Raw genomic sequence first — 17,261 nt, 5'->3', positions numbered from 1 at the left:
TCGGACTCGTTTCGTGCAAAAGCTACCGATCCAGCACGTAAGGCACCTCAGCCCTGCCGCGCCAACCAAGCCCGCCAGCTGCCCAGCGCCGTGATATCGGTCCCACCCTCAACCCCGATCGCCTCGCACACGAAGCCGCTGACCCAGCTGCCATCGGCCAGCTTCACCTTGCCGATGCCCAGCGGCGCGGGGATGCCGTCGACGAAGCTGCCGAAGTGTTCGGCGGGCAGTTCCCAGACTTCCATGTGAATGGCGGCGCCGCCTTCGGCTACGCGCACCATGCCGGGCCGCTGGACCGGGCCGCCGGCGAGGGCGTAGAACTTGTATTCGGGTGCGGACTGCACCGCGCCGAGCAGGCGCGCGCCGCGTTGGGTGAGTTGCCAGTTCAGCGGCAGGCCGCTGAGGTGCGCGCCGCAGACCGCGACCTTGACGGTGCCGGCGGTGTTGCTGCCTTTGGGCAGCTCGGTGCCGATGGCGGGGGTGTCGGCCAGCTTCGCGGCGGTGGCGCCGAGTGACAGCGCCGCTTGCGCGCGGTGGAAGCGGTCGGCCAGGCGCAGCAGGGGCACGTCCTTGAACGCGGGCGCGGCCAGGGTCACGCCCCAGGGCAGGCCTTGGGCGTCGCCGCTGGCCTGGAAGCCTGCGGGCACCGCGACGGCGGCGTAGTCCAGCAGGTTCATGAAGTTGGTGTAGTAGCCCAGGTTGCTGTTGAGGCGGATCGGGTCGGCCTGCATGTCGGCGATGCGGTAGATGGTTCCCGCCGTCGGCGTGAGCAGGCAGTCGATGTCTTTCCACACGGCGTCGCACACGCGCTTGAGGGCCTTGAGCTTGTAGCTCGCGGCGAAGGCGTCGGCCGCGGTTTTGGCTTTGCCGCCTTCGATGATGGTGCGCACGGGCGGGAACACGGCTTCGGGTTGTGCGTCGATGAAGTCCTTGATGGCGACGTAGCGCTCGGCCACCCAGGGGCCTTCGTAGAGCAGGCGCGCGGCTTCGAGGAAGGGGGTGAGGTCGATCTCGACGGCGGTGCCGCCCAGGGCCTTGAGGCGTTCGACCGACTCGGCGAACAGCGCCGCCGCTGCGTCGTTGCCGAAGAAGGCCAGATCCTGCGGGCGCGGCACGCCGAAGCGGAACGGGCCGGCCGAGAAGTCCACGCCGAAGGGTTTGGCGGCGCGGCTGAAGGCGTCGGCCTCGTCGGGCACCGCGGCCACGGCGAGCACGGCCTGCGCGTCGGCGGCGGTGAGGGCGAAGATGGAGACGGTGTCCACCGAGCGGCAAGCGGGCACCACGCCGGTGGCCGAGAGCAGGCCGATGGTGGGTTTGAGGCCGACGAGGTTGTTGAAGCTCGCGGGCACACGGCCCGAGCCCGCCGTGTCGGTGCCCAATGAAAACGTGACCCAGCCCTTGGCCACGCTCACGGCCGAGCCCGAGCTGGAGCCGCCCGAGACGAAGTCGGGGTTGAAGGCGTTCTGGCACGCGCCGTAGGGCGAGCGGGTGCCGTTGAGGCCGGTGGCGAACTGGTCGAGGTTGGCCTTGCCCAGCGGCACGGCGCCGGCCGCCACCAGCTGCTGGATCAGGAAGGCGCTCTCGCCGGGGGTGTACGCAAACTCGGGGCAGCCCGCGGTGGTGGGGATGTGCGCGAGGTCGATGTTGTCCTTGAGCGCGAAGGGCACGCCGTAGAGCGGCAGGCTCGCCGGGTCCACGCCGTCGAGGTGCGCGAGGAAGGGTTCGATCTCGGCGTCGGTGAGGCGGTGGATGAAGGCGCTGTTGGTGTCGCTGGCGCAGCGGCGCATGGCTTCGGCGATCACGGCACGCACGGTGACGCCGCTGGCGTAGGCGGCCTGCAGGTTGGCGATGTCGAAAGAGAGGGTGCTCAGGTTCATGTTGGGCTCCTTGAGTGTTTTTTGGAATGAAGGTCAGACCGGTTCGTCGATCAGCACGAGCACGTTCTGCCCCGCGGCCACCGAGCCGCCTTGGGCACACATGAGCCGGTGCACGGTGGCGCTGGCGGGCGCGAGCAGGTTGAATTCCATCTTCATGGACTCGATCACCATCAGCACGTCGCCGGCCTGCACCTGCTGGCCTTCGCTCACCGCAACCTTCCACACGTTGCCGGGCACGCTGGTGGCGATCAGGCGCCCGCCTTCGGGCAGGTCGATCTCGCTGTCGGGCCCGGCCGCTTCCACGTCGGCCTCGCTCGCCACCTCGGCCAGGCCGGCGGCGGCCCAGCGTTCGCGCTCGGCTTCAAACGCCACCTGCTGCGTGGCCTTGAAGGCCGCGATGCTCTCGGCGTTGTCGGCGAGGAACCGGCGGTAGTCCTTCAGGCTGAAGCTGCCTTCTTCGGTGCGCAGCGGATAGCCGCCGTGAGGGAAGTCGGCGCGGATGCGCAGCAGCTCGTCCTGGCTCACGGGATAAAAGCGGATCTGGTCGAAGAAGCGCAGCAGCCAGGGCTGTTCGAACACCGAGCCGGCCTCGCCATGGCGCCAGCGGTTCCACATCTGCAGCGTGCGGCCCACGAACTGGTAGCCGCCAGGGCCTTCCATGCCGTAGACGCAGAGGTAGGCGCCGCCGATGCCCACCGCGTTCTCCGGCGTCCAGGTGCGCGCCGGGTTGTACTTGGTGGTCACGAGGCGCTGGCGCGGGTCCAGCGGCGTGGCCACCGGCGCGCCCAGGTAGACGTCGCCCAGGCCGAGCACGAGGTAGGGCGCCTCGAACACGATCTTGAACACCTCGTCGATGCTGTCCAGCCCGTTGATGCGGCGGATGAACTCGATGTTGCTCGGGCACCAGGGCGCGTCGGGCCGCACCGACTGCATGTACTTCTCGATCGCCAGCCTGGTCTGCGGGTCGTCCCACGAGAGCGGCAGGTGCACGGTGCGGCTGGGCACCACCATGTCGTCCACCGGCGGCAGCGCGGCCTCGGTGGCGATCAGCACTTTCAGCAGCGCGTCGCGGGCGATCAGCGCCGGGTCGAAATGCACCTGCAGCGAGCGGATGCCGGGCGTCATGTCGATGATGCCGGGCAGCTGGCCCTGCGCCTGCAGGTCCTTCAGCGCCGTCATCAGCACGTGCACGCGCAGGCGCAGCTCGATGTCCAGCACCAGCGGGCCGAACTCCAGCAGCATGTAGCGGTCGCCGGCCTGGCGCACCAGCATGGCGGGCACGTCTTCACGCGCGGGGTCTTCGTAGATCACCGGTGTGGTGTGGGCCTCTGCGTCGTCGCTCGGCGCCGCAGGCAGCGCGCCGGCCAGGGAAGACAGCGCAGCCTCCACCGCTGCTTCGCGCTCAGCCGCCTGCGCCAGCGAGAGCCGGTGAAAACGCACCGTGTCGCCCGGACGCAGCTGGCCCAGCTTCCACAGCTCGGCGTTCACCACCACGGCGGGGCAGACGAAGCCGCCGAGGCTGGGGCCATCGGGCCCGAGGATCACGGGCATGTCGCCGGTGAAGTCGATCGCACCGATGGCGTAGGCGTTGTCGTGGATGTTCGAGGGGTGCAGCCCCGCCTCGCCGCCGTCGGCCCGCGCCCACTGCGGCCGGGGGCCGATCAGGCGCACACCCGTGCGGCTGCTGTTGTGGTGCACCTTCCAGTCGGTGGCGAAGAAGGTGGCGATGTCGTCGGGCTGGAAGAAGTCGGGCGCGCCGTGCGGGCCGTAGAGCACGCCCACGTCCCAGTGGTGGCCGTAGGAGGGGATCAGCGTGGCGGGTGTGGCCACGGCCGCCGGCGCGGCCGTGCCCGCGAGGTGCAGCACGTCGCCCGCGCGCAGGTGCCGCCCCGCGTGGCCACCGAACTGGCCGAGCGTGAAGGTGCTGCGGCTGCCGAGGTAGGCCGGCACGTCGAGCCCGCCGGCCACGGCGAGGGACAGGCGCACGCCCGCTTCGGTGCGGCCCACGGCCAGCGTGCTGCCCGCGTTCACCTGCAGGGCCTGCCACATCGCCACCGGCTGGCCGTCGAGCGTGAGCTTCACCGGTGCGCCGGTCACGGCCACCACGGCGTCGGTGTTGAAGCGCAGCGTGGGGCCGGCGAGCGTGATCTCCAGCGCGGCCGCGTCGGGCGCATTGCCCACCAGCTGGTTCGCCAGGCGGTGCGCGTAGGCGTCCATCGGGCCGCTGGGCGGCACGCCCACGTCCCAGTAACCGGTGCGGCCCGGCCAGTCCTGCACGCTGGTCTGCACACCCGGCTCCAGCACCTCGATGGTCGCGGGCCGGTACTCAAAACCGTTGAGGAAACGCGTGACCTGCCGGCCTTCGCGGAACACCGCGCTGCGCACCACCTGGCGCAGGTAGCCCAGGTTGGTTTCGATGCCGGCCAGGCGCGTCGCGTCCAGCGCGGCTTCCATCTTTTGCAGCGCCTGTTCGCGCGTGTCGGCGGTGACGATGAGCTTGGCCAGCATGGGGTCGTACCAGGCGGGCACCTCGGTGCCGCGCTCGACCCAGCCGTCCACGCGGGCGTCGGCCGGGAACACCACCTCGGTGAGCAAGCCCGCGCAGGGCTGGAAGTTGCGTGCCGGGTCTTCGGCGTACAGCCGCACCTGCATCGACGCACCGCGCAACGTAGGTTGCAGCGTGGCCAGTGGCGGCAGGTCGCCCGCGGCCAACTGCAGCATCCAGGCCACGAGGTCCACGCCGCTCACCTGTTCGGTCACGCCGTGTTCCACCTGCAGGCGCGTGTTCACCTCCAGAAAGTAGAAGGCGCCGGTGGCCGCGTCGTAGACGAACTCCACCGTGCCGGCCGAGCGGTAGTCCACCGCCTGCGCCAGCCGCACAGCGGTGGCGTGCAGCTCGCTGCGCTGCGCGTCGGTGAGACCCGGCGCCGGGGTCTCCTCGATCACCTTCTGGTTGCGCCGCTGCACCGAACAGTCGCGCTCGCCCAGCGCGATCACGCCGCCCGCGCCGTCGCCGAACACCTGCACCTCGATGTGGCGCGCCTGCTCCACGTACTTTTCCAGGAACAGGCCGGCGTCCTTGAAGTTGGCCTGCGCGAGGCGGCCCACGTTCTCGAACGCGTCGGTGAGCTCGGCGGCGTTCCACACCAGCCGCATGCCGATGCCGCCGCCGCCCGCCGTGCTCTTGAGCATGACCGGGAAGCCGATGCGCTGGGCCTCGGTTTGCGCCTGCGCCAGGTCACTCAACAGGCCCGAGCCCGGCAGCAGCGGCACACCGCGCTGCTGCGCCAGATCACGCGCGGTGTGTTTCAGGCCAAAGGCGCGCATCTGCGCCGGCGTGGGGCCGATGAAGGCGATGCCCGCGGCCTCGCAGGCTTCGGCGAAACCGGGGTTTTCCGACAGGAAACCGTAGCCGGGGTGGATGGCCTGCGCGCCGCAGTCTTGAGCGATCTGCAGGATGCGGTCGGCGCGCAGGTAGCTCTCGGCGGCGGGCGCCGGGCCGAGCAGGTAGGCCTCGTCGGCCTCGCGCACATGGCGCGCCTGCGCATCGGCTTCGGAATACACGGCCACGCTCTGCACGCCCAGTGCTTTGAGCGTGCGGATGATGCGGCACGCGATGGCGCCGCGGTTGGCAATCAGGACCTTGCTGAACATGGAGTCTCCGGGGCAGGCCGTCCTGCAAATGGGGCTGAAAGCTGCGGGCCGTCCCGCAGCAGTGGTTCACACCAGATCGTTCAGACGGGATTCCAGACCAACAGCTGGATGGGCGTCGGGTTGTAGGCGTTGCAGGGGTTGTTGAGCTGCGGGCAGTTGCTGATCAGCACCCACACGTCCATCTCGGCGCGCATCTCCACGTACTTGCCCGGGCCGGACACGCCGTCGTCGAACTTCAGGTCGCCGCCTTCGGTGACAGGCACGTTCATGAAGAAGTTGATGTTGGGCACCAGGTCGCGCTTGGTGAGGCCGATGTCGGCGTGCTGCAGCGCGATCAGGTAGTTGTCGCGGCAGCTGTGCATGTACTTCTTCTGCAGCGCGTAGCGCACCGTGTTGCTCTCGGCCGCGCAGGCGCCGCCGAGCGTGTCGTGGCGGCCGCAGGTGTCGGCCACGATGGTGAGCATGGGCCGGCCGTCGTTGCTGCGGATGACGGAGCCGGTGGTCAGGTAGATGCCGCCCTGGTGGACCATGGTGTCGGTCGCGCTGTAGTGTTCGGCCGGGTCGTCGCGGTTGTAGAAGATCACGTCGGCGGCCTGGTTGCCTTCGAGGTCCACGATGCGCAGGGTCTGGCCCTTGTTGACCGCGAACAGGATGGGCTCGCCCGCGGGGTGGCGCTGGTTCAGCACGGCATTCGCCGGGTCCAGCGTGCTCTCCAGGATACGGATGTCGGTGGCGGTGTTCATCGTCTGTCTCCTCACAGGTACAACATGTCGCTGTTGTGCAGGGCGCGCGCGTTCTCGGGGCGGAAGGCGCGGCAGAAGTCCTGTGCCGGCGCAGCGCCGCAGCGCCAGGCCAGCAGGCCCACTTTCTTTGGCGCGTAAACCGGCGAAGGGTCGAGCGCGTGCGGCGCGCTGGACACGGCGAGGATCACGTCCATGTCGAAGCGCAGTTCCACGAAATCGCCCGCCTTCGCGTGGTCCGCCGCGAAGCCGAAGCGGCCCTGCGCGTCCACGCTCACCTTGCTGAACAGGTTCACCGGCGCGATCAGGTCGCGCCGCGTCAGGCCGTATTTGCCGATCTCGATCAGCAGGCCGTCCTTGCCGGAGCGGTACATGGCGTTGCGCGCCTGTTCGTAGCGCTGCTCGCCGTATTTGCTGGCCATCAGTTCGTTGTCGAGCAGGGCGCCCAGCGGGTCGTGCCAGCCCAGGCTGTCGGCGGTGACGCTGGCCATGCTGCGGCCCATGTCGCTCATGAGCACATGACCTTTGGTGTAGTGCGCGGTGTGCTGCGCCTTCAGGCTGTCGGGCATGTTGTAGCGCTCCAGCTTTTCCAGCGCGCTGTAGAGCACCAGGCTCATGTTGGCGCCCGCGTCCAGCGCCACGAAGCGGATGGCGCTGCCGCGCGGCATGCGCCAGCTCCAGTGGCTGCCGCCGGGCACCACCTCGCTCCACATCACTTTGTTCGTGTCCACGCCGGCCAGCGCGGGCGCGGGGAAACGTTGCCAGAAGGCGGGCGCGTCCACCGGCGCGGCCAGCGGCGGGTTGGGCATGACGGTGGTCAGCGGGTCGGGGAGGTCATTGAGGTTCATGGGGGTCTCCAGGGTTCAGGCGGCTTCAGTCACCGCGCCGCTCAGGCGTTGCAGCTGTTCCAGGTCGGTCTTCATGCCGGACGTTTCGCGGATGCGTTCCAGGATGTCGCGCTTGAGTCGCAGGAACTCGGGCGCGTGCTTCAGGTCCTGCGTGCGCTGGTCGCCAAAGGGCACCTCGTAGATGGTGTCGATGCGCCCGGGGCGCGGCGCCATCAGCACCACGCGGCTGCCGAGGTAGAGCGCTTCTTCCACGTCGTGCGTCACGAAAACGATGGTGGCTTTCTCCAGCCGGTGCACATAGCGGATCAGGTCGTGCATCACCTCGCGCGTCTGCGCGTCCAGCGCGCCGAAAGGCTCGTCCATCAGCACGATGTCGGGCCGGCCCATCAGCGCGCGCGCGATCGCCACGCGCTGCTGCATGCCGCCCGAAAGCTGGTTGGGCCAGGCGCCCGCGGAAGCCTGCAGGCCCATCAGGCGCAGCAGCGCGTCGGCCCGGCCCGAGGCGGCTTCCACGTCGCTGGAGCTGCGGTCCTGCGTGTGCGCGGCGAGCTGGCGGCAGAACTTGATGTTCTCCATCACCGTCATCCACGGGTAGAGGCTGTAGTGCTGGAACACCATGGCGCGGTCGATGCCCGGGCCGGTGACCGGCCGGTTGTCCACCAGCAGTTCGCCGGCGGTCTGCACCTCCAGCCCACCGATGGTGCGCAGCAGCGTGCTCTTGCCGCAGCCCGACGCGCCCACGAAGGTGACGAACTCGTTGGCGCCGATGTCCAGGTCCACGTTGTCCAGCGCGTGGGTGGGTGCGCCGTCGAACTGTTTGGTGAGGCCGCGGATGGAGATTTTGGGAAGGGTGTTGATGGGGGTGTTCATCGCATCAGCCTTTCAGATAGAGCCATGGGAAGGCGCGGCGGTGCAGCCAGCGGAACAGCTGGTCCGTCACCAGCCCGATGAGGCCGATGACGATGATCCCGGCGAAGATGGTGTCGGTCTGCAGGAAGCGCTGCGCGCGCAGGATGGCGTAGCCCAGGCCCGAGTTCGCGGCCACCAGCTCGGCGACGACCAGGTAGGTCCAGGCCCAGCCCATGGTGATGCGCAGCGTGTCGAGCAGCGCCGGCTTGGCGCTGGGCAGGATCACTTTTTCGAGCAGCTCGCGGCGGTTCGCGCCCATGGTCTGCGCCGCCTCCACCTGCGCGGCCGGCACGCGGCGCACGTCTTCCGCCACCATCAGCACCATCTGGAAGAAAGTGCCGATGAAGATGATCGCGATCTTGGAGCCCTCGTCGATGCCCACCCACAGCATCACCAGCGGAATGAAGGCCACCGCGGGCATGTAGCGGATCAGGTCGGTCAGCGGCTCCAGCAGCGCCTGCACCGAGCGGAAAGTCCCGATCAGCAGCCCCAGCGGCAGCGCGATCACCGCCGAGAGCACGAAGCCCGCGACCACGCGGTAGACGCTGATGCCCATGTCTTCGAGCAGGCCGGTCTCGGTGGCCCAGTTCCATGTCTTGGCCAGCACCGCCGTGGGCGAAGGCAGGAAGGTCGGGTCCATGCCGCCCCAGGCGGCGAGCGCGGCCCACATCAGCAGCGGGGTGATCAGGCCGGTGAGCGCAAACACCCAGTAGGCGCGGCGCGAGATGCCGGTGCGCACCGTCCAGAAGCCAGTGCGCCGTGGCGGGCGTGCAGACGCAACAGCGCCGGGCGCTCCGGCGCGGGCCGGTGGCGGAATGGGTGCGGGCGGAGGAAGGCGGGACATGCGGGGCTCCTGACGGGGGACAAACAGCGAGAGGCTCGTGCGCAAGCAGCGAAGCATCTCCCGGGCTTTTGTCCCTCCGTGGAGCCACACGATCGTGGCCGACTGCTCTCGGACCAGACGGCGCGCTCTACCTATATGTATGAGCAACGCCCGGAACCCTAGCGGTCTTCAAGGCAGCGAATCACCGTTTTGGTGCACTCGCCTCTCTGGGTTACGTAGTTAGCAGGTTTGGTGCCAGGGGCCGGCAGAGCATCGAAATGCCGCTACTTGAGTTCCGGACAGACCACCCGCCGAGCCGCGAACACGATCGCAGCAGAAAGATCGTCCCCAAAGAACGCTGCGAGGTTGGCCTGGGTGGCGGCGAAATCGGCCTTTCCAATTCGGACCCAGTTGCACACCTCTTCGCCCCAGCGGGCGTGTTCGCCCGGTGGCGCGTCGCGGACGGCCTCGATGGCCTCGGTGGTTTTACCTGGCTCTTGAGCCGGTCGATGCTCTTCCTGTGCACAAGCCCTCCACACCGGCTCCCAAGGAACGGGGGGAGGCACCGCTCACACCCCCAGGTACCGCCCCGGCCTGTGGTTGAGCGCCAGGATGGCGCCGATGGCCACCGCGCCCACCACCGACTGCGCGACCTGCATGGGCGGCAGCACCCAGAATGCCGCGAGCACGACGACCAGATCGACCGACATCTGCACCTTGCCGGCGCTGAAGCCTTTGGCCTGCTGCAGCCATTGCGCGAGGATGTTGACGCCGCCCACGCTGGCCTGGTGGCGCAGCAGGGCGAGCAGCCCGAAGCCGATCAGGAAGCCGCCAAGCACCGAGGCAACCCAGGGGTTGAGCAGCTCGAAACGCACCACTTTGGGTGCCAGCGTGGTGCAGGCGGACACGAGCGCCACGGCGCCGAAGCTCTTGTAGGTGAACGCCGGGCCGAGCCGGTACCAGGACAGCACGAAGAACGGCAGGCTGAACAGGAAGAAGAACAGGCCGAAGGGCAGGCCGCTGGCGTAGCTGGCGAGGAAGGCCACGCCCGCCACGCCGCCGGTCAGCAGGCCGGCGTGGCCAAACATGGTCATGCCGAGTGCGACGAAGAGCGAGCCGGCGATGAGCGCGTGGGTGTCGTCGAACCAGGAGTGGGTGGCGGGGGCGATGGGGGCGGCGGAGTCCATGGTGGGGGACAAGCACGGGGCGTGCCGTGGCGGCGGACCGGCCGTGTGGCCTCCCGGCGCACCCCACCCTCAGGCCGTCAGGGGTTCCCTGGACGCCGCCGCGCTGCGCGTGGCCGAAGGCAGCTCGCCGAACAGGGCCTTGTAGTCGCTCGCGAAGCGCGAGGGGTGCCAGAAGCCCCAGCGCGCCGCGACATCGCCCACCGGCGCTGCCCGGTTCTGGCGCAGTTCGCTGCGCACCTGGTTGAGGCGCATGGCGCGCAGGTAGGTGACGGGGCTGATCTGCATGACTTCTTCAAACGCGTACTGCAGCGCGCGTCGCGAGGTGCCGATGGCCTGGCAGAGGTCGGGCACGGCGATCACCTCCTGCGCGTGGACCTGCATGTACTGGCGCGCGCGGGCAACGATGCGGCGCCGGCTGGCGGCCGAGGCGGGCAACGCGCCCGGTGGCTCGCCCGAGCGCAGGCTGGCGAGCAGGGCGTCACAGAGCGAGAGCGCGAGCATGCGGCGCGAGGCGGGGTAGGCGCTGAGGTCGGCCGGGCTGTTGGCGAGGCCCAGCGCGGCGTTGAGCAGCCGGCCGTATTCAGCGCAGGCCGCGCGCGGGGCGTTCAGCAGCAGGGGCACGGCGGGCAGTTCGGCGTCCGGTCCCTCCACCTGGGTCATCAGTTCGCGCAGGGCCTGGGTGTCGACCGAGAGCGCCAGGATCTGCATGCCGGCGCTGGCCACGAGGTCGAAATCGCCCTGTGCCGAGATGCCGATGAGGTGTTCGCCGGGCAGCCGGTGGCCGCAGTACCAGCCCGGTGTGTCCGCGGCGCGCACCAGCGCGATGGACATGCGGTGGGGGCTCAGGTGCCCGGCCTGCATGACGACCTGGTTGGCCCGCTCGGCAAACACCTGCGCCGGACCCACGCGCAGTTCGTCCACCACGCCCTCGAAGCGCCCGGCCGAGAGCTGCTCGTAGCGCTGGTCCCAGTCGGGCAGGCTGGCGGCCTGTTCCGCGGCATCGCGTGCACGTCTGTGGGAGTGATCGAAGTTCATGCCGGTCCGCGATGCAAGTTGTGCGCCATTGTTGGGGCCAGCGCAGATTTGCCAAATACGGATAACCCCTCGGTGCCGGGTCGCCCTAAGGTGCGGACCTTGTCCCAACCCGTATCTCGAGGAGTCCCTCCATGACCACCCGCTCCCTTCCCCTGGCACTGAGTGCCGTCGCCCTCGCCGCCGCCGCGCTGTGGGCCCCCCAGGCCCTGGCCCACGGCGGCAGCGCCCGCATGGTGCCGCTGAAAAAAGCCGCCAAAGACTTCAACGCCACGGTGCACTGGGACAGCTATGCCCGGGTGTTCACGCTCTCGCGCAACAGCACCCTGGTGCGCGTGAAGCCGGGCGCGAAGACGGCGCAGGTGAATGGCGCGACATTGCGGCTCGGCGTGCCGGTGGTGATGCGCCAGGGCGCGCCCTATGTGGCGCACGACTTCTTCCAGCAGGTGTTCCAGTCCGGCCTGGACAAGACCTTCGTGGTCGAGCGCAAGCCCAACCCGCTGAACCCGCTCACGGCGGACGAGATCCAGGCGACGCTGGAGGTGCTGAAGGCCTCGGGCCAGTTCAAGCCTGGCCACCGCTTCACCGAGATCGTGCTCAAGGCGCCGCCGAAAGACCAGGTGTGGGCGCACGCGCTGGAAGGCAAGCCGGTGCAGGCGCCGCGCCAGGCGGCGTTCGTGATCCTCGACGGCCGCAAGCTGATCGAGGGCACGGTGGATCTGGCGAGCAAGAAGGTGGTGCAGTGGCAGCCGGTGGAGGGCGCGCACGGCATGGTGCTGATCGACGATTTCGCCGGGGTGCAGGCGGCCATCGAGGCCAGCCCGGAGTACGCCAAGGCGCTGGCGCTGCGCGGCATCAACGACGTGAAGAAGGTGGTGGCCACGCCGCTGACGGTGGGCTACTTCGACGGCAAGGACGGGCTGAAACAGGAAGAGCGCCTGCTCAAGGTGGTGAGCTACCTCGACGTGGGCGACAACAACTACTGGGCGCACCCGATCGAGAACCTGGTGGCGGTGGTGGACCTGGAGCAGAAGAAGGTGATCAAGATCGAGGACGCGGGCGTGATCCCGGTGCCGATGAAGCCCACGCCCTACGACGGCAGCGCCGGCAAGGGCAGCGCGCCGCACAAGCCGCTGCACATCACCGAGCCCGAGGGCAAGAACTACACCATCAGCGGCAACACGCTGAGCTGGCGCAACTGGGACTTCCACATCGGCCTGAACTCGCGCACCGGGCTCTCGCTCTCGACCGTGACCTACAACGACAAGGGCACCAAGCGCAAGGTGATGTACGAGGGCACGCTGGGCGGCATGATCGTGCCCTACGGCGACCCGGACGTGGGCTGGTACTTCAAGGCCTACCTGGACTCGGGCGAGTACGGCATGGGCACGCTCACCTCGCCCATCGAGCCGGGCAAGGACGCGCCACAGAACGCGGTGTTCCTGGACGCGACCATCGCCGACTTCACCGGCGCACCGATGACGATCCCCAACGCGATCGCCGTGTTCGAGCGCTACGCCGGCCCCGAGTACAAGCACCAGGAAATGGGCAAGCCCAACATCAGCACCGAGCGCCGCGAGCTGGTGGTGCGCTGGATCAGCACGGTGGGCAATTACGACTACATGTTCGACTGGGTGTTCGCGGAGAACGGCACCATCGGCATCAACGCGGGTGCCACCGGCATCGAGGCGGTGAAGGGCGTGAAGGCGCGCACCATGGCCGATCCCAGCGCCGCGGAGGACACCAAGTACGGCACGCTGATCGACCACAACATCGTGGGCACCACGCACCAGCACATCTACAACTTCCGCCTCGACCTGGACGTGGACGGCGAGGCCAACTCGCTGACCGAGGTGGACCCGGTGGTGGCGCCCAACACGGCCGGCGGCCCGCGCACCAGCACCATGCAGACCACGCAGCGCACGGTGGCGACCGAGAAACAGGCGGCGCAGAAGTTCGACCCGTCCACGATCCGGCTGCTGAGCAACGGCAGCAAGACCAACAAGGTGGGCAACCCGGTGTCGTACCAGCTGATCCCCTACGCGGGTGGCACGCACCCGGTGGCCAAGGGCGCCAACTTCGGCAAGGACGAGTGGATCTACAACCGCCTGAACTTCATGGACAAGCAGATCTGGGTCACGCGCTACCAGGTGGGTGAGCAGTTCCCCGAGGGCCGCTTCCCCAACCGTTCCAGCAAGGACACGGGCCTGGGCCAGTTCAGCGCCGACGACCAGCCCATCGTGAACACCGACAACGTGGTCTGGCTGACCACGGGCACCACGCACGTGGCGCGCGCCGAAGAGTGGCCGATCATGCCGACCGAGTGGGTCAACGTGCTGCTCAAGCCCTGGAACTTCTTCAGCGAGACCCCGACGCTGGGGCTGGTGCAGCCCCCGAAGACCGCGAAGTAAACCGCCTTCCGCAGAATCATCCGACAGGCCCTTCACGGGCCTGTCGGCGTTGGGTGACACGCTGCAGCATTTGGACACCTTTGTGCATCGTGCGTTGACACGGCCGCCCTACATTGCGCTCCACACAAGAAGGAGTTTTCACATGGACAAGTCAATGATGAAGGGGATTGCCGTGGGCGGCATCGCCATGGTGGTGCTCGGGGCCAGCGGCTTCACCGGCTACCAGGCGCTGGCACAGCCGAAGTTCGCCGACGTGGTCGCGGTGAAAGAGGTCACGGAGACCGTGGTGACGCCACGGGAGCGTTGCGAGAACGTGCAGGTGCGGCATCAGGCGCCGGTGAAGGACCAGCACCGCGTGGCGGGCTCGTTGATCGGCGGTGTGGCGGGTGGCCTGCTGGGCAGCAACATCGGAGGTGGCAACGGCAAGAAGCTGGCCACCGTGGCCGGGGCGGTGGCCGGGGGCTACGCGGGTAACCAAGTGCAAAAGAACCTGCAGCAGAACGACGTGGTCACGACGACAGAACGCCGCTGCCGGACGGTGAAGCTCAAATCGCAGAAGCTGGTCGGGTACGACGTGACCTACCGGCTCGAAGGCCAGGAGGGCAAGGTGCGCACGTCGTTCCAGCCGGGCGCCACGCTGCCGGTGAAGGACGGGCAGGTGGTGGTCACGCCGCCGACCGGGATGCGTTCGTAAGCCTGGGTTGCCGACGCCGGGTCCGGTGGCCGGGCTACCCGCCTGCGGTCCCGTCGAGGCCTTCCAGTCGGCCCAGGTACGCCCGCACCAGCTCGCGCAGCCGCGCCCGCCCGAAGCTCGGGTCGTGCCCCGCGTGCACCACGCTCACGGGCAGTTCCAGCAGGCGTTCCATGGTGCGTGCGTAGGCCGCGCGGTCGGAGTGGTGCAGGTTGTCGATGAGCGGGCCGTCGTAGATGGCGTCGCCTGAAAACAGCGTGCCGCTCCTGGCTTCCCACAGGCCGATGCTGCCGGGCGAGTGGCCGGGCAGGTGCAGCACCTCGAAGTGGCGGTTGCCCAGGTCGATGACGTCGCCTTCGTCCAACCGGCGCGTGACGGTGGCCTGTTTGATTTCCCAGGCCGAGAGGTCGTAGTCGGGCGTGGGCAGGGCGGTGAGGGCGGGGCCGCCGGTTTGATAGCCGGGCACGGTGATGTTCACCTCGTTGAGGTCGAAGTCGGCCAGTGTGCCGTCGGGGTCGGCGTGGGCGAGCGCATCGGCTTCGAGCCGGTGGCACCAGCATTCGGCGAATTCGTGGTGGCCGCCCACGTGGTCCAGATGCACGTGCGTGGCGAGCGCGGCGATGCGCTGTCCGAACAGGTGGCGCGAGGCGGCGTGCAGGCTGCTGACGCCGAGACCGGTGTCGACCATGAGGTCGAGCCCGCGCCCGCGGATGTGCCAGATGTTGCAGCGGAGAAAGGGGATGACGTGCGGCTCGGTGATGAGGGTGATGCCCTCGCCAAGGCTGCGGAACTGGAACCAGTCGCCGTCGATGGGCTTGAGTGGGGTGGTCATGGGCGTTCGTGCATTTCGGCGATGGCCTCGTTCCGCGTGTCGTCGACCCATTCCAGAACCTGCCACCCGCCCGCCAGCGGGCCGCGTTCCACCCGGGCGCGCGCGGCGTCCACCCGGTGCAGCGCGCAAGGCAGGGCCTGACCTTCCAGCGCGGGCTGGGTCGCGCGCTCCAGCGTCCACACGCCGTGCTCCTGCGTGCCGAACGCGATTTCGAAATCAAGCAGGGCGCCGGCCTGCGACGGGTGGCGCCGGATCAGATCGCCCAGGGGTTCATCGGGCACCAGATCGGCCGGCCAGGCGGCCGCGCGCGGGCGCAGGTGCATGCAGTACACGCCGGCCACCAGCAGGCGCTCGGCGGTGGGCTGGCCTTCTGCGTCGAGCCGCGCGAGCGCGATGCGCCGGCCTGTCGAGCCGGGCAGGCGTTCCCACACCTCGAGGTAGCGACCGTGGATGCCGGTCTCGATCACGCGCGCCGGGGTCTCGAACACCATGTGGCCGGCGTCGGGTGTGCTGCGCGGGGGCTGGAAGTCGATGGTGCGCCGCCAGGTGCAGACCTCGGGCAAGGCCGGGTCGGGCCGGGTGATGGCGGTGGTGCCGGCGAAGCCTTGAGCCTGGGCGCGGCCTTCGGGCGTGTCGCGCGGTGCGTCGGGCGGCACGCGCAAATCACCGTGCCACAGGCCGGTCTGCAGCCAGCGCACCCAGGTGGTGGTGTCGCGGCCCTGGGGCGTTTCGAGCAGGGTGCGCGCCCACACGCCGTGGTACGCAGCGGGTACGACGGGGTGAACGGGTGTGTTCATGCGGAGGCTTTCACGGGCTGCGCTTGCAGCGCCCGCACGCAGGCATCGGTGTCCAGCACCGACCCGAAGATGCCGCCTTCGACGCCGATCATGGCCAGCGCGGGCGCCTGCAGCTCGGGCTGACTGGCGGCGGTGGCGTCGCCCACGGTGGTGCAGGTGTAGCCGCGGTCCACCGCTTCGCGCAGCGTGGAGTGCACGCAGACTTCGGTGGTCACACCGCAGAGGATGATCTGGCCGATACCGAAGGCGGCCAGCAGTGGGCCCAGCGTGGTCTGGTGGAAGGCACCGTAGCCCGGTTTGTCGATCACATGCTCGCTGACCAGCGGGCGCAGCGCGGACACGAAGTCGTGGCCCTGTTCACCGCGCACCAGCAGGCGGCCCAGCGGGCCGTGGCTGCCGATGGGTGCGCCGGCCGCCACGCTGCGCGCCAGCTTGGCGGGCGGGCAGTCCGAGAGGTCGGGCAGATGCCCTTCGCGTGTGTGCACCACCAGCAGGCCCGCTGCGCGCGCGGCGGCCAGCAGGCGCTGCACCTGCGGCACCACGGCCTGCATGGGCGTGATGTCGATGCCGGCCTGGTGCGCGTAGCCACCGGGGCTGCAGAAGTCGCGCTGCATGTCAATGACGAGCAGCGCGGTGGTGGCAGGTTCGAAGGTGGTCAGGGCGTTCATGGCGCGGGGCGGGTGAATCCGGTGGTGATGGCTTCGGCCATGCGGCGCGCCACCTCGTCGGCCAGCAGCCGGCCCTTGGCGGCGTCCGAGCCCTTGGCCGAAGACAGCACGCCCGAGGGCGGCACCCAGTCGGTGCGCGGCGGGTACATGTCGTAGGGCGGGAAGTCGGCCGGGCCGTCGTCGGGCAGCAGATCCATGCGCACCAGGCTGGGGTGGTGGTGCAGCATCATGGACGTCTCCAGCACCGCGGCGTGCTCCAGCGCGAAGCCGGGGAAGCCCTCGGGAAACACGTCGCCCAGGGTCTCGGGCGTCATGAAGTCCCAGTACTCCAGCCGCATCACCTGCAGCGCGCAGGCCGGGTCGGCGGCCCTGGCGTCGCGCAGGCCGAGGTCGATGCCCTCGATCAGGAACCACTGGTTCTCGTAGTGGCCGTTCACGATCACGAGTTTCGTCAGGCCGTGACGCGCGAACTCGCGCACCGCGTCGCGCACCTGACCGATCAGCGTGGCGGCGTCCACGCTGGTGGTGCCGCAGAAATGCTGCCCGCCGCCGCACTTGGGCTGCGACTTGTAGCCGTAGCTCAGCGTGGGCGCGACCAGCCCGCCCACGCGCGCCGCGGTGTCGGCGGCGACGGCGCTGGCGAGCAGACCGTCGGTGCCCAGCGGCAGGTGCGGGCCGTGCTGTTCGAGCGCGCCCACGGGCAGCAACACGGGCGGGTGCTCGCGTTGCACACGGGCCTGGTAGTCCAGCCACGAGAGCTGGTTCATCCACACGGTGTTGGGGCTTGTCATC

The 17,261-nt window shown here is 69.2% G+C and carries 14 protein-coding genes and 1 riboswitch; of the genes, 2 read left to right on the top strand and 12 right to left on the bottom strand.

Features of this window, described 5'->3' with window-relative positions; all coding sequences use genetic code 11:
* Positions 1–47 precede the first annotated feature (47 nt).
* The 8 genes from atzF to ACN5W5_RS16620 all read right to left on the bottom strand — a co-directional run bounded on the left by atzF (position 48) and on the right by ACN5W5_RS16620 (position 11,073).
* Positions 48–1,877: an allophanate hydrolase gene (gene atzF / locus ACN5W5_RS16655; RefSeq protein ID WP_420049603.1), complete on the bottom strand. Its 1,830-nt coding sequence runs from the start codon at positions 1,875–1,877 to the stop codon at positions 48–50.
* Positions 1,878–1,910: 33 nt separating this feature from the next.
* Entirely contained in the window at positions 1,911–5,531 is a 3,621-nt protein-coding gene (gene uca, locus ACN5W5_RS16650) for an urea carboxylase (RefSeq protein ID WP_420049602.1), read from the bottom strand.
* An 80-nt stretch (positions 5,532–5,611) separates the two neighbouring features.
* Entirely contained in the window at positions 5,612–6,274 is a 663-nt protein-coding gene (locus tag ACN5W5_RS16645; RefSeq protein WP_420049601.1) for an urea amidolyase associated protein UAAP2, read from the bottom strand.
* 11 nt (positions 6,275–6,285) lie between these two features.
* The gene (locus ACN5W5_RS16640) at positions 6,286–7,080 is read right to left on the bottom strand and encodes an urea amidolyase associated protein UAAP1 (protein ID WP_420049663.1); all 795 of its coding nucleotides are present in this window, start codon (positions 7,078–7,080) and stop codon (positions 6,286–6,288) included.
* Between the two features lie 54 nt (positions 7,081–7,134).
* A complete protein-coding gene (locus tag ACN5W5_RS16635) occupies positions 7,135–7,989 on the bottom strand; it encodes an ABC transporter ATP-binding protein (RefSeq protein ID WP_420049600.1) in 855 nt (284 codons plus the stop codon).
* A gap of 4 nt (positions 7,990–7,993) precedes the next feature.
* Positions 7,994–8,872 (bottom strand): ABC transporter permease, encoded by an 879-nt coding sequence (locus tag ACN5W5_RS16630; protein WP_420049599.1) that lies wholly within the window; start codon positions 8,870–8,872, stop codon positions 7,994–7,996.
* A gap of 55 nt (positions 8,873–8,927) precedes the next feature.
* A riboswitch (guanidine-I (ykkC/yxkD leader) is annotated at positions 8,928–9,045 on the bottom strand.
* A 375-nt stretch (positions 9,046–9,420) separates the two neighbouring features.
* The gene (locus ACN5W5_RS16625; protein WP_420049598.1) at positions 9,421–10,038 is read right to left on the bottom strand and encodes a YitT family protein; all 618 of its coding nucleotides are present in this window, start codon (positions 10,036–10,038) and stop codon (positions 9,421–9,423) included.
* Positions 10,039–10,107: 69 nt separating this feature from the next.
* Positions 10,108–11,073, bottom strand: coding sequence for a helix-turn-helix domain-containing protein (locus tag ACN5W5_RS16620; RefSeq protein WP_420049597.1), 966 nt, complete (start codon positions 11,071–11,073; stop codon positions 10,108–10,110).
* Between the two features lie 131 nt (positions 11,074–11,204).
* On the opposite strand from ACN5W5_RS16620, the gene tynA reads away from it, so the two are divergent.
* Together tynA and ACN5W5_RS16610 are read left to right on the top strand one after the other, a co-directional pair.
* On the top strand, positions 11,205–13,481 hold the full coding sequence (gene tynA, locus ACN5W5_RS16615; protein ID WP_420049596.1) for a primary-amine oxidase: 2,277 nt from the start codon (positions 11,205–11,207) through the stop codon (positions 13,479–13,481).
* Between the two features lie 142 nt (positions 13,482–13,623).
* A complete protein-coding gene (locus ACN5W5_RS16610) occupies positions 13,624–14,175 on the top strand; it encodes a glycine zipper 2TM domain-containing protein (protein ID WP_420049595.1) in 552 nt (183 codons plus the stop codon).
* A gap of 34 nt (positions 14,176–14,209) precedes the next feature.
* Here ACN5W5_RS16610 and ACN5W5_RS16605 read toward each other — a convergent pair whose 3' ends face one another.
* The 4 genes from ACN5W5_RS16605 to ACN5W5_RS16590 are packed head-to-tail and all read right to left on the bottom strand — an operon-like array spanning position 14,210 to position 17,260.
* A complete protein-coding gene (locus ACN5W5_RS16605) occupies positions 14,210–15,004 on the bottom strand; it encodes an MBL fold metallo-hydrolase (RefSeq protein ID WP_420049594.1) in 795 nt (264 codons plus the stop codon).
* Entirely contained in the window at positions 15,001–15,801 is an 801-nt protein-coding gene (locus ACN5W5_RS16600) for a hypothetical protein (RefSeq protein ID WP_420049593.1), read from the bottom strand. The genes ACN5W5_RS16605 and ACN5W5_RS16600 overlap by 4 nt, the downstream gene beginning before the upstream one ends.
* On the bottom strand, positions 15,798–16,469 hold the full coding sequence (locus ACN5W5_RS16595) for a cysteine hydrolase family protein (RefSeq protein WP_420049592.1): 672 nt from the start codon (positions 16,467–16,469) through the stop codon (positions 15,798–15,800). The genes ACN5W5_RS16600 and ACN5W5_RS16595 overlap by 4 nt, the downstream gene beginning before the upstream one ends.
* Positions 16,466–17,260 carry a creatininase gene (locus ACN5W5_RS16590; protein WP_420049591.1) on the bottom strand — a complete coding sequence of 265 codons (795 nt, stop codon included), beginning with the start codon at positions 17,258–17,260 and terminating at the stop codon, positions 16,466–16,468. The genes ACN5W5_RS16595 and ACN5W5_RS16590 overlap by 4 nt, the downstream gene beginning before the upstream one ends.
* Between the last annotated feature and the right edge of the window lies 1 nt (position 17,261).

The sequence above is a fragment of the Hydrogenophaga sp. ZJX-1 genome, assembly GCF_048590325.1.
In the GTDB taxonomy this organism is placed as follows: Bacteria; Pseudomonadota; Gammaproteobacteria; order Burkholderiales; family Burkholderiaceae_C; genus Hydrogenophaga.
The sequence above is the reverse complement of the archived record's forward strand: the minus strand, read 5'-3'. Positions and strand labels throughout refer to the sequence as shown.